At 71.2% G+C, this 12,542-nt stretch carries 11 protein-coding genes; 4 read left to right on the top strand and 7 right to left on the bottom strand.

Annotated elements, in window-relative coordinates:
* Nucleotides 1–213: 213 nt before the first annotated feature.
* Nucleotides 214–1,407, top strand: coding sequence for a hypothetical protein (locus VFZ92_RS28510; protein WP_414720043.1), 1,194 nt, complete (start codon nucleotides 214–216; stop codon nucleotides 1,405–1,407).
* Between the two features lie 535 nt (nucleotides 1,408–1,942).
* On the opposite strand, the gene VFZ92_RS28505 is transcribed toward VFZ92_RS28510, so the two are convergent.
* From VFZ92_RS28505 to VFZ92_RS28475, 7 genes are all read right to left on the bottom strand, one after another.
* Nucleotides 1,943–3,709, bottom strand: coding sequence for a hypothetical protein (locus VFZ92_RS28505; RefSeq protein ID WP_330879143.1), 1,767 nt, complete (start codon nucleotides 3,707–3,709; stop codon nucleotides 1,943–1,945).
* 2 nt (nucleotides 3,710–3,711) lie between these two features.
* Nucleotides 3,712–4,986 carry a thymidine phosphorylase gene (locus tag VFZ92_RS28500; RefSeq protein ID WP_330879142.1) on the bottom strand — a complete coding sequence of 425 codons (1,275 nt, stop codon included), beginning with the start codon at nucleotides 4,984–4,986 and terminating at the stop codon, nucleotides 3,712–3,714.
* Complete coding sequence (locus VFZ92_RS28495) at nucleotides 4,983–5,372, bottom strand: cytidine deaminase (RefSeq protein WP_330879141.1); 390 nt, start codon at nucleotides 5,370–5,372, stop codon at nucleotides 4,983–4,985. The genes VFZ92_RS28500 and VFZ92_RS28495 overlap by 4 nt, the downstream gene beginning before the upstream one ends.
* Complete coding sequence (locus tag VFZ92_RS28490; RefSeq protein ID WP_330879140.1) at nucleotides 5,365–6,618, bottom strand: ABC transporter permease; 1,254 nt, start codon at nucleotides 6,616–6,618, stop codon at nucleotides 5,365–5,367. The genes VFZ92_RS28495 and VFZ92_RS28490 overlap by 8 nt, the downstream gene beginning before the upstream one ends.
* Nucleotides 6,615–7,697, bottom strand: a complete 1,083-nt coding sequence (locus VFZ92_RS28485) for an ABC transporter permease (protein ID WP_330879139.1) — start codon at nucleotides 7,695–7,697, stop codon at nucleotides 6,615–6,617. Before VFZ92_RS28485 ends, VFZ92_RS28490 begins: the two co-directional genes overlap by 4 nt.
* Nucleotides 7,697–9,322, bottom strand: coding sequence for an ABC transporter ATP-binding protein (locus VFZ92_RS28480; protein ID WP_330879138.1), 1,626 nt, complete (start codon nucleotides 9,320–9,322; stop codon nucleotides 7,697–7,699). The genes VFZ92_RS28485 and VFZ92_RS28480 overlap by 1 nt, the downstream gene beginning before the upstream one ends.
* 77 nt (nucleotides 9,323–9,399) lie before the next feature.
* Nucleotides 9,400–10,545: a BMP family ABC transporter substrate-binding protein gene (locus tag VFZ92_RS28475; RefSeq protein WP_330879249.1), complete on the bottom strand. Its 1,146-nt coding sequence runs from the start codon at nucleotides 10,543–10,545 to the stop codon at nucleotides 9,400–9,402.
* 561 nt (nucleotides 10,546–11,106) lie between these two features.
* Here VFZ92_RS28475 and sdhC point away from each other — a divergent pair.
* From sdhC to VFZ92_RS28460, 3 genes are all read left to right on the top strand, one after another.
* Entirely contained in the window at nucleotides 11,107–11,529 is a 423-nt protein-coding gene (gene sdhC, locus VFZ92_RS28470; protein ID WP_330879137.1) for a succinate dehydrogenase, cytochrome b556 subunit, read from the top strand.
* Nucleotides 11,529–11,942, top strand: coding sequence for a succinate dehydrogenase hydrophobic membrane anchor subunit (locus tag VFZ92_RS28465; protein ID WP_330879136.1), 414 nt, complete (start codon nucleotides 11,529–11,531; stop codon nucleotides 11,940–11,942). Before sdhC ends, VFZ92_RS28465 begins: the two co-directional genes overlap by 1 nt.
* Nucleotides 11,943–11,963: 21 nt before the next feature.
* The coding region (locus tag VFZ92_RS28460; protein WP_330879135.1) for an FAD-binding protein at nucleotides 11,964–12,542 on the top strand (579 nt) is incomplete at its 3' end.

Genomic DNA, 12,542 nt, shown 5'->3' with positions numbered 1-12,542 from the left:
AGGAGTAGTCTGGCTCCATTCAGTTACCACCGAGTAGCCTCCGGTTCGTTAACTCTAATGGAGCAGTCACTCCGCGAAACCGGGCGATCCGAGCCGGGGGGTGCTACAAACTCGGGCCCCAACCTGGATAGGCTCCCGGAAGTCTCCCCCTCCCCTGGACGAAGGCATTCAGCCGTGACCGAGAACACCAGCTCCACGATGTCCTTCGACCGGATGCGCAACATGCTCACGCGCGCCGCGGAGATCCGTGAGAGCGAGCAGCAGCAGATCTTCGATGCTCTGGACGAGATCCACGCGCGGATGTCTCCGCTCGAGTCGCTGGGTTCCGTTCGCAAGCGCCTGTCCGAGCTGCCCGACCGGACCGAGGTCAGCGTGCTGGCCGAGCGCCTGGACGAGGCGCTGTCCAAGCTGGAGGCGCAGGACACCGCCGTCCAGGGCATCAGCCGGGCCGTCGACGGGCTCGTCGACAAGCTCGCCAAGCCGTTCGCGCAGCTCGACGGCCGTCTCGACGGCGTCGCGGGCCGCTTCGAGGGCGTGGCGGGCCGGATGGACGGGCTCGAGGACAAGCTCGCGCACATCCACAAGCGCATCGACGACCTCGACGGCCACCTCGACAAGCAGGACGGGAAGGCCGAGCAGCTCCCCTCGCTCGTCACCGGTCCGCTGCGCGAGCGCATCGAGACCCTCGAAGCGTCCCTGCGCGGCCGTCTGGACGAGGTCGACGAGGGCGTGCACGAGCACCTCGACGGCACCCGCGAAGGCCTCCAGAAGTCGCTCACGGACTCCGCCAACGCCCTGCACGGGCGCCTGGACGAGACCCGCGACAACCTCAACTCCACGCGCGACGGCCTGCACTCGTCCCTCACCGAGACCCGCGACTCGCTGCACTCGTCCCTCTCGGACACCCGCAGCACGGTCAACGGCAAGCTGGACGAGGCCCGCGAGGCGCTGCACACCGCCCTGGAGGAGACCCGCGACCAGGTCGACGCGACCGACCGCCTCGAAGCGCTCGCGCAGCGCCTGGAGCAGGTCACCTCGCGCCTCGACACCATGACCAACCGCCTCGACGCGGTCGAGGACGACTTCACCGCGCGCCTCGGCGAGCTGTCCGGCGTGGTCGAGCAGGGCCTGGTCAAGGTCGAGGGCTCCGTGGCGGCCCGTCCGGACGTCGAGTCGCTGACGTCGCTGGTGCGCAAGAGCAACCAGGAGTCGGAGCTGCGGATCGGCGGCCAGCTGGACGAGGCCATGGCCACGTTCGCCGAGCTGATCCTCGGCGGCGGCTCGCCCACCCCGCCCCCGCCGCCCACCGCACTGCCCAGGCCGCAGCGCCGGACCCGCAAGAACGGTCCGAAGCCCCCCGGCAAGGAGCACATGGACGACGACGAGATGGCCGCCGAAGGCGCCTGACCGCCACGCCGAAGGCCCGACTCCCGCACCGGGGGTCGGGCCTTTCGCTTGCCGCGGAGCCGATTCCAGGGCTGGGTGACGCACGCCACCGCATTCGGAACGTCACAGCCCCAACGGCAACCACCCGCCCGCGCTCCGGCTTGGGAACGCAGGACCCGGCCGGCGATCAGATCCCCTCGCCGCTCCAGGGCTCAACCGCCCGCCCGCGCTCCGGCTTGGGAACGACAGGACCCGGTCGGGGACCAGATCCCCCTCCCCGCTCCAGCACTCCACGACGGCCCCGCGCTCCAGCACAACCGCCCGTCCCGCTCGACCGAAGGCCACGTTCCGCCTCAAGGCTCCGCGACAACCCCGGCCCCGGCTCCGGCCGAACCGCCCGCCCGGAGCGGAGACCTCATCCCGTCCAGGACTCCGCGGCAACCCGACCGCCCAACCAGGGAGCAGGCCAGTCCCGCCCCACGACCTCCACGGTCACCCCGGCCCGGAGCGCGGGGCCGCCGTCGAGCCCAGCCGCCCAGCCGGGAAGCGGCTCGGATCAGGACTCCAGGGCCGCCTTCGCCCAGGCCACCAGTTCGGGGTTGGCGCTGGTCGCCGCCGTGCGGTAGACCTCCTGCGCCGCCGCCCGGTCCCCCTGCGCCTCCAGGGTCTTGGCCAGCCCGCGCAGCGCCATGGGCGTGGTGGCCGGGTCGTCCAGGGCCGCCACCTGCCGGAAGAGGGCCGCGGCCTCCGCGTGCTGGTTCCTGACCAGGTGCACCTCGGCCAACCCGACGCGGGCCCGTGGACCGCGTTCCAGCGGCCTCGTGCTCGCCGCCGCCGCGAAGGCCGCCTCCGCCTCGTCCACGGCGCCCCGCTTCAGGTGCAGGAAGCCGAGGTTCACGCCCGCCAGGTATGCGTAGAGCGGGTCCTCCGTGGCCACCGCCTGCTGGTAGGCGCGTTCCGCTCCGGCGGCGTCGTCCTGGTCCGCCATGGTGATGGCCAGCGAGAACGCCGCGGCGGGCAGCGACTCCGGGTGCTCCATCGCCTTGCGGAAGCCGTCGCGGGCCACGTCGCGGCGGCCCGCGGTGTAGGCCGCCGCGGCCAGGCCGTAGGCGTCGGCGGGCGAGGTGATCGCCAGCAGGTCCGGGGCGGTGTCCTCCGGCAGGGGCGTGCCCGCCTCGGCGGTGACGACGTAGTCGAGCGGTTCGAAGCCGCCGGTGACCCTGCGGAGCAGCGCCACCTGGGAGGCGATGGGGGTCGTCGCCCACGACAGGCCCGCCGCGAAGACGTCCTCCGTGGGGTCCACGCCCACGGTGATGCGTTCGAGGTACTTCGGGAACAGCCGGACCAGCTCCGGTTCGGTGACGGGCCGTCCGAGGCCGACCCTGCGGGCGTCGACGGCCGCTCGGGCGATGGCCTGGCCCGCCGGGCTGTCGCGCCTGCCCGCGCGGAGCTTGCGGACCAGTTCCTCACCGCCCACCAGGACCTCGCCGATGCCGGACGTGGTCGTGAAGCCCGGCTCGTCGGGGTAGTCGTCGCGCGCCGCCGCCAGCTCGGCCGCCGTCAGCTCGAACGGGAGGTCCACGACCGTCGCCCTCGCCAGCGCCGAGCGGGCCGCCGCGCCCACGTCCGAACCGGTGCGCAGGGCCGCCTCGTGGCGGGACGTGGTGATGGTGCCGACCAGGACGGCCCTGGTGGCCCAGAAGTCCAGGACGGCGGTGGTGAGCAGGTCGAGGTCGGTGGTGGTGAGGTCGTCCAGCAGGACGACCGCGTCCTCCAGCGGCAGCGGGGGTTCCAGCCTGGACAGCTCGGCGACGGCCCTGGTGTCGCGGGGCAGCACCACGTCGGCGTCCGGGTGGGTGTGGCGCAGCGCCTCGGCCAGGGTGCGGGACTTGCCCGCCTTCGAGTCGCCGCGCAGGAGCACGAAGCGGCGCGAGCCCAGCGCGTAGCGGAGCGGGCGGTCCGCCGTGCGGGGGACGTACGGGTTGGCGCCGTCCGTGTGCCTCGTCCTGGTGGCACCGCAGTCCACATCGGACAGGGCGCGGGCCTTGGGCAGCGGCCACTGGCGCAGCAGCGGGCTCACCGCCGCGCGCCACTCGCGGTCGCCCTTCGCCCTCTTCTCCTGCAACTCCGCCCGCTTGCCGAGCAGGGCGGCCAGCAGGCCGACCACCATCAGCACCAGGGCGAAGGGGAGGGCGGCGGTCGGCAGGGTGACGGCCTTGTCGACCGCCGCGTACACGGCCAGCGCCGCGCCGACGACCAGTGCGACGCAGCCGCACAGGAAGGCCGTGCGGGCGCGGCGCAGTTCGGTGCTCAGGGGAACCACGGTCAGCCTCGAATGGTGTCTATCACCAGCGGTCCGTGGGTGGTGGCGGTGTCGGTCACCGCGTAGCCGCCGGTCAGCGCCTCCAGAGCGTAGGGCACGGCGTCCGGGGTGTCGGTGCGCAGTTCCAGCAGCGGCTGCCCGCGCTCCACGCGGTCACCGGGTTTGGCCAGGCAGAGCACGCCCGCGCCCGCCTGCACCGGGTCCTCCTTGCGCGCCCGGCCCGCTCCCAGCCGCCACGCGGCGACCCCGACGGCGTAGGCGTCCAAAGTGGACAGAACGCCGTCCTCGGGGGAGGTGACCACGTGCTTGTGCGCGCCGACCGGCAGCGGGGCGTCGGGGTCGCCGCCCTGGGCCCGGATCATCCGCTCCCACGTCTCGTACGCCCGACCGGAGGCCAGGACCTCGGCCGGGTCGACCGAGATCCCCGCCAGCGACAGCATCTCCCCGGCCAGCGCCACGGTCAGCTCGACCACGTCGGCCGGTCCGCCGCCCCGCAGCACCTCCACCGACTCGGCGACCTCGACGGCGTTGCCGACCGCGACGCCCAGCGGCACGGACATGTCCGTGAGCAGGGCGCTGATCCTCAGCCCGTGGTCGACGCCGATGGACACCAGCGCGTCGGCCAGCGCCCTGGCCTGCGGCAGGGTCTTCATGAACGCGCCGGAGCCGACCTTCACGTCCAGCACCAGCGCCTCGGCGCCCTCGGCGATCTTCTTGCTCATGATCGAGCTGGCGATGAGCGGGATGGCCTCGACCGTGGCCGTCACGTCGCGCAGCGCGTACAGCTTGCGGTCCGCGGGGGCCAGGCCCTCGGTGGCCGCGCAGACCACCGCGCCGGTGGACGAGAGCTGGGCTGCGATCTCGTCCAGCGAGAGCTGGGCGCGCCAGCCGGGGATGGACTCCAGCTTGTCCAGCGTGCCGCCGGTGTGGCCGAGGCCCCGGCCCGAGAGCTGGGGCACGGCCGCGCCGCACGCGGCGACCAGCGGCGCGAGCGGCAGGGTGATCTTGTCGCCGACGCCGCCGGTCGAGTGCTTGTCCACGGTGGGGCGGTCCACGTCGAGCGAGAGCCGGTCGCCGGACAGGACCATCGCCCTGGTCCAGCGGGCCGTCTCGGACGACTCCATGCCGTTGAGGAAGATCGCCATGGCCAGCGCGGACATCTGCTCGTCCGCGACGTCGCCCCTGGTGTAGGCGGCGACGACCCAGTCGATCTGCTCGTCGGTGAGCCGGTGCCCGTCGCGCTTGGCCCGGATCACGTCGACCGCGCTGAAGCTCATGGCAGGTCCTCCGGTCCGAACGCGTCGGGCAGCACGTCGCTCATCGGCAGCACGCCGCGCGGGGTGTCCACGAGGCACGAGGCACCGCCCAGCTCGAACAGCACCTGGCGGCAGCGACCGCACGGCATCAGCAGGTCGCCCGCGCCGCTGCGGCACGCCACGGCCACGAAGCGGCCGCCGCCGGTCAGCCGGAGCTGACCGGCCATCGTGCACTCGGCGCACAGCCCGACGCCGTACGCCGCGTTCTCCACGTTGCAGCCCACCACGATCCGGCCGTCGTCGCACAGCGCGGCCGAGCCGACCTGGAGCCCGGAGTACGGGCAGTAGGCGTTCTGGGCGGCCTCCACCGCCCGTTCCCGCAGCAGGGCCCAGTCGACCTCAGCCACGGCGGTACACCACGCCGTCCGCCGCGGGCATCCTCAGCCGTTGCGACGCGACGGCCAGCACGACCAGTGTGACCAGGTGCGGGGCGTACGCGGTGAGCTCGCTCGGGACCTCGTCGACGCTGTAGTACACGCCGTAGAGCAGGCCCGCGGCGACGATGCCCGCCGCCGCGGCGAACCAGCGGCGGCGGACGAGCTGCCAGACCACGATGACCGCGAGCAGCAGCACCGCGCCGTAGACGAGCGCGAGGAACGTCTTGCCGCCGCTGCGCAGCTGGAGGCCGTCGGCGTAGCCGAACAGGGCCGCGCCGCCGAGCAGGCCACCGGGACGCCAGTTGCCGAAGATCATCGCCGCGAGGCCGATGAACCCGCGGCCGTTGGTCTGGCCCTCCAGGTAGCCGGGGTTGCCGGGGTTCAGCACGAGCGCCGCGCCGCCGATGCCCGCGAGGGCGCCGGACATGACCACGGCCGCGTACTTGTACAGGTAGACGTTGACGCCCAGCGACTCCGCGGCCGTCGGGTTCTCGCCGCACGACCGCAGCCGCAGGCCGAACCGCGTGCGCCACAGGACCAGGTAGCTGCCGATCACGAACAGGACCGCCAGCATCGTCAGCGGGGAGACGCCGGTGATCAGGCCGCGCAGGATGCCCGCGACGTCGGAGATGGCCACCCGCTGCTCGTCCTCCAGCGTCTTGAGCCAGTCGGACAGGCCCCCCGCCGAGTACGTGTCGAACTTCGGCACCGCCGGGGACTCGCGCGGGTTGTTCGAGATCGGGAAGAAGATCAGCGTGGACAGGTACTTCGTCAGTCCCGCGCCGAGCAGGTTGATCGCCACACCGGAGACGATGTGGTTGACGCCGAACGTCACGGTGGCGATGGCGTGCAGCAGGCCGCCCAGCGCGCCGAACACGGCGGCGGCGGCGAGCGCGGCCCACGGGCCCCACTGGTAGCCGGCCCACGCCGCGCCCCAGGTACCCATGATCATCATGCCTTCGAGGCCGATGTTGACCACGCCCGCGCGTTCCGCCCACAGGCCGCCGAGACCCGCGAGCAGGATCGGCAGCGCCAGCCGGACGGCGGTCTGGATGGTGCCGGACGACGTCAGCTGCGGCACGCCGGTCAGGTACGAGGTGGTGGACAGCAGCGCGATGGCGCCCGCCATCGCGATCATGCCCGTCGCCCAGCCGGGCAGCGCCTTCTTGCGCTGCGGCGGGATGGACGTCAGCGGTGCGTCGGTCAACGCGGTCATGCCGCACCTCCCACGGGCTCGGCGGTGCCGAGCTGTCGGCCGACGCGCCGCTGTTCGGCGGCCAGCTCGTAGCGGCGGACGACCTCGTAGGCGACCACGACGGACAGCACGATCGCACCCTGCATGATCGTCACGATCTCCCTCGGCACGCCCACGTTGTCCAACGCGAGGCCCGACTTGTCCAGGAACGCCCACAGCAGCGCGCCGAACGCGATGCCTCCGGGGTGGTTGCGGCCGAGCAGCGCGACGGCGATGCCGGAGAAACCGATGCCCGCGGGGAAGTTCAGGTTGTACGTGTGGTCGCGGCCGAGGATCTCGGGCATCGAGACCAGACCCGCGATGGCACCGGAGAGCAGCATCGCGACCAGGATCATCTTCTTCGCGCTGACACCGCCCGCGGCGGCGGCCGTGGACGACTCGCCGGACGCCCGCAGCTCGAAGCCGAAGCGGGTGCGGTTCATCATCACCCAGTAGCCGATGCCCAGCGCCGCGGCCAGGAACACCAGGCCGAAGATCGTGCCGGAGCCGCCGAGCGAGATGCCGGGCACCCAGCCGGACGACGCGATCTCGGGCGTGCGGATGTTGTTGCCCCGCAGCTCGCCGAACACGTCGTCGCGGATCAGGTACGCCGCCAGGCCGAGCGCCAGCCCGTTCATCATGATCGTGGAGATGACCTCGTTGACGCCGCGCGTCACCTTGAGGATCGCCGGGATCGCGGCCCACGCCGCACCCGCGACGGCGGCGACCAGGATGATCGCCAGCGCGTGGATGCCGGGCGGCAGCGCCACCGAGCCGCCGAACACGGCCGCGACGACCGCCGCGACCCGGTACTGGCCCTCGACGCCGATGTTGAACAGGTTCATCTGGAAGCCGATCGCGACGGCGAGCGCCGCGATGTAGTACGTGCCCGTGCTGTTGATGATGTCGACCGCGGTCGACCCCTGGCCGACCTGCGTCACCATCGCGCCGAACGCCTTCAGGGGGTTCGCCCCCGAGACGAGCAGCGCGATTCCGCACAGCAGAGCGGAGAACAGGATCGCCAGCGCAGGCGGAAGCAGATTGCCGCGCACCTTGCCCATCAGCGCTCGCCTTCCTCGACTGAGTCGTCAACGGCAAGTTCCGCCACCGCGTCGCTGGTGCTGCCCGCACCGGTCATCGCGCTGCCCAGGTCTTCCGGTGTGACGGTGTTCGGGTCCGCGTCGGCGACGAGCCTGCCGCGCAGCATGACCTTGATGGTGTCCGACAGGCCGATCAGCTCGTCCAGGTCGGCGGAGATGAGCAGCACGGCGAGGCCCGCGGCCCGCGCGCGCTTGATCTCGTCCCAGATCAGCGCCTGCGCGCCGACGTCGACGCCGCGGGTCGGGTGCGACGCGATGAGCAGCACGGGGTCGCCGGACAGCTCGCGGCCGACGACCAGCTTCTGCTGGTTGCCGCCGGACAGCGCGGCGGCGGCCACGTCGATGCCCGGCGTGCGGACGTCGAACTCGTCCACGATGCGCTGGGTGTCCTCCTTGGCGCCCGCGATGTCGAGCCAGGCGCCCCGCGCGGTGGGCTTGCGGGTCTGGTAGCCCAGGATCCTGTTGGCCCACAGCGGTTGCGTGAGCAGCAGGCCCTGGCGGTGGCGGTCCTCGGGGATGTACCCGATGCCCGCCTCGCGCCGGGCGAGCGTGCCCAGCCTGGTGAGGTCGCGCGACGCGCCCCCGGCGTCGACGAGGGCCACGTGGCCCGACGACGCCCGGCGCATCCCCATGATCGTCTCGACCAGCTCGGTCTGGCCGTTGCCCTCGACGCCCGCGATGCCGACGACCTCGCCGGAGCGGACCACGAGGTCGATGCCGTCGAGCACCGGCCGGGTGCCCTCCTGCGCCACCAGCGCGAGGCCCTCGACGCGGAGCACCTCGCGGTCGGTGACCGTGGACTCCCTGGTCTCCGGGCTGGGCAGCTCGCTGCCGACCATCATCTCCGCGAGCTGCCGGGAGCTGACCGCCTTGGGGTCGGCGGTGCCGACCGTCGTGCCGCGGCGGATGACCGTCACGGAGTCGGCGATGGCGCGGACCTCGTCCAGCTTGTGCGAGATGAAGAGGAACGTGAAGCCGCGCTCCTGCATGCTCCGCAGGGTCGCGAAGAGCTCGTCCACCTCCTGCGGCACGAGCACCGCGGTCGGCTCGTCCAGGATGATCACCTTGGCACCGCGGTAGAGCACCTTGAGGATCTCCACGCGCTGCCGGTCCGCGACGCCGAGCCTCTCCACCAGCACGCCGGGGTCGACGTTCAGGCCCGTGTCGCCCGCGAGTTCGAGGATCCGCTTGCGCGCCCTGCCGCCGATGCCGTGCAGCGCCTCGGCGCCGAGCACGACGTTCTCCTGGACGGTCAGGTTGTCGGCCAGCATGAAGTGCTGGTGCACCATGCCGATCCCGACCTTGATCGCGTCGGCCGGGGTGCGGAAGTGGACGCGCTCGCCCGCCACGTCGATGGTGCCCTCGTCGGGGTGCTGCATCCCGTAGAGGATCTTCATCAGGGTGGACTTGCCCGCGCCGTTCTCACCGCACAGGGCGTGGACTTCGCCGACTCGGACGCTCAGGTGGACGTCGCTGTTGGCGACGACGCCGGGGAAGCGCTTGGTGATGCCGGACAGCACGACGGCGGGCGGGCCTTCGGGATCCCCGATGGCCGCCGGCAGGTCGGCGGAGGTGGAACCGCTCATCGTTGAAAACTCCCACTACGACGTGCAAGGCCCCACGAGACGTGCTCGCGGGGCCCAGCACGACCGGCAGTCTGACGTCAGCTGCTCGGCTTGTCCGAGACGGTGATCTTGCCTTCGATGATCTGGGCCTTGTAGCCCTCGAGGACCGCCGCCAGGTCGGCGTCGATCTTGCCACCCGACGTGGCGTAGCCGACGCCGTCCACCTTCAGGTCGAAGACCTTCGGCAGGCTCGCCAGGTCGTTCTTCGCGACGGCCTTGACGAAGTCGAAGACCGCGACGTCGACGCGCTTGAGCATGGACGAGACGATCACGTCCTTGGACTCGGCGACCGTGGCCTGGTTGTACTGGTCGGAGTCGACGCCGATGGCCTTGGCGCCGCCCGCCTTGGCAGCGGCGAAGACGCCCTTGCCGGAGGCACCGGAGGCGTGGTAGAGCACGTCGGCGCCCGCTTCGATCTGGCCCTGCGCGACGACCTGGCCCTTGGTCGGGTCCTGGAACCCGGTGAAGTCACCGGCCGGGGTCAGGTACTTCTGCTCGATCTTGATGTCCGGGGCCGCCTTCTTGGCGCCCTGCACGTAGCCCGCCTCGAACTTCTGGATCAGCGGGATGCTGACGCCGCCGACGAAGCCGATGTGGCAGCCCTTGCTCTGGTACGCGGCGATGACGCCCGCGAGGAAGGAGCCCTGCTCCTCGGCGAACACCAGGCCGGTGACGTTCGGCGCGCCCTCGACGACGCCGTCCACGATGCCGAACTTGACGTTCGGGAACTCGGGGGCGACGACCTTCAGCGACTCGGCGTAGGCGAAGCCCACGGCGACGATCGGGCTGAAGCCGTCCGTCGCGAGCTGGCGCAGACGGGTCTGCTTCGCGTCCTCGGCCTCGTTGGGGGCCGCGGTCAGCTCCTTGACGTTCTCGGCCTTGAGGCCCAGCTCCGCCTTGGCCTTGTCCAGACCGGCGGCGGCGGAGTCGTTGAACGACGCGTCGCCGCGGCCACCGATGTCGTAGGCCAGGCCGACCTTGAGCGCGCTGCCGTCCACCTTGGCGGAGTCGGCGGCGGCGCTGCTGCTCGCGGCGGCCGCCGGGGGCTTCTCGGCCAGCTTGCAGCCGCTGGTGGCGGTTCCGCTGGAACCCCCGCTGCTGGTGGTGCTGCCAGAGTCCTTGGCACACGCTGCCATCGACATGACGCTGGTCAGCGCGATCGCGGCAACCGCGATGCCCCGCATTCGACGACGCACGGCTCGTCTCCCTCCCTGCTCAACCGAGCAGACACTCCCGACAACAACGCCGTCGGGTCTTCCGAGTGGCGAACCGTACCCCCTGGTAACGACCTCAGGACGCACGCGGGCTCGCACGTGACCTAATCGTTGATGCGATCGACATCGTTCGCCACTCGACGTAACCCGGCGGTCTCCGGGTGTGGCCAGGGAGCACGGGGAACGGCGGTCCCGGCCCCCTCCCGGAGGTCAACTGTGGAAATCCGCCACCGAAGCGGTCCGTGCGGGATCCCGCACGGACCGGGCGGGCCCGCGGCGTGCGGTCGCGGCCCCGCGGGCACCGTGCGCCGCACCCGGTTCCGAGGACCGCTCGGATTCCCGATCGCGAACGCCGGGAGCGTGCGGATCGATCCAGGTCACCCAGAAGAACGACCGCGTGTTCCATCGATCACAGAGCGGGTGCGGCCGTTGGGTCCGTTCGTGTTCACAGGTCTAGCATCGGATGGTCAAGGTCTTTCTCAATAGTTGAGCTCACAGACCAACCACCACTGACGTTGGAGGCCGTTGCGCATGGCCAGTACCACCGCGACTGAGCGGGAGGGCACCTCCCGAGGGGGCGGCACGCTGTACCGCGGCGATCTGGGCATGTGGTCATGGGTCGCCCACCGCATCACCGGTGTCCTCACCTTCTTCTTCCTGTTCGCGCACGTCATCGACACCGCGCTCGTCCGCGTGTCGCCGCAGACGTACGACGCGGTGATCGAGGTGTACAAGAACCCGGTCGTCAACGTGATGGAGATCGGCCTCGTCGGCGCCGTGCTCTACCACGCGCTCAACGGCATCCGCATCATGCTGGTCGACTTCTGGGAGAAGGGTCCGCGCTTCCAGCGCGGCATGCTCTGGGCCACCCTCGGCATCTGGGTCGTCGTCATGGTGCCCGGCGCCTACTTCATGATCGAGCGGACGCTGTCCGACCTGTTCGGGGGCAACTGATGTCGAACGCACTCGACCTGGCCAAGCCGCGCGCGCCGCGCAGGCCCGCCGCCCGCCGCAGCAACTTCGAGCTCTACAGCTGGCTGTTCATGCGCATCTCGGGCATGGCGCTCGTGGTGCTGGTCCTCGGGCACCTGTTCATCATGAACGTCCTCGACGGCGGCGTGCACCGCATCAACTTCGGCTTCGTCGCGGGCCGCTGGGCGTCCCCGTTCTGGCAGTTCTGGGACCTGTCGATGCTCTGGCTCGCGCAGATCCACGGCGGCAACGGCCTCCGCACGGTGATCAACGACTACGCCCGCAAGGACGCCACCCGGTTCTGGCTGAAGATCCTGCTCTACGTCTCGATGGTGTTGATCATCTCCCTCGGCACGTTCGTGATCTTCACCTTCGACCCGAACATCACCGACTGACGCGCTGCGGGAGAACGTGAAATGCAGTTCCACAAGTACGACGTAGTGATCATCGGTGCGGGCGGCGCGGGTATGCGCGCCGCCATCGAGTCCGGCCAGCGCGCCCGCACCGCGGTGCTGACGAAGCTGTACCCGACCAGGTCGCACACCGGCGCGGCGCAGGGCGGCATGTGCGCCGCCCTCGCGAACGTCGAGGAGGACAACTGGGAGTGGCACACCTTCGACACGATCAAGGGCGGTGACTACCTGGTCGACCAGGACGCCGCCGAGATCATGGCGACGGAGGCCATCGACGCGGTCCTCGACCTGGAGAAGATGGGCCTGCCGTTCAACCGCACGCCCGAGGGCAAGATCGACCAGCGGCGGTTCGGCGGCCACACCCGCAACCACGGTGAGGCGGCCGTCCGCCGGGCCTGCTACGCGGCCGACCGCACCGGCCACATGATCCTCCAGACGCTCTACCAGCAGTGCGTCAAGCAGGACGTCGAGTTCTTCAACGAGTTCTACGTCCTCGACCTCATCACGGACCACGACCTGTCGACGGGCGAGATCGCCGACGGCGAGCCCGTCACCGCGACCGGTGGCACGGGCAAGGTCTTC

Origin of the sequence: Umezawaea sp., assembly GCF_036375055.1 — a bacterium.
GTDB lineage: Bacteria > Actinomycetota > Actinomycetes > Mycobacteriales > Pseudonocardiaceae > Umezawaea.
The sequence above is the reverse complement of the archived record's forward strand: the minus strand, read 5'-3'. Positions and strand labels throughout refer to the sequence as shown.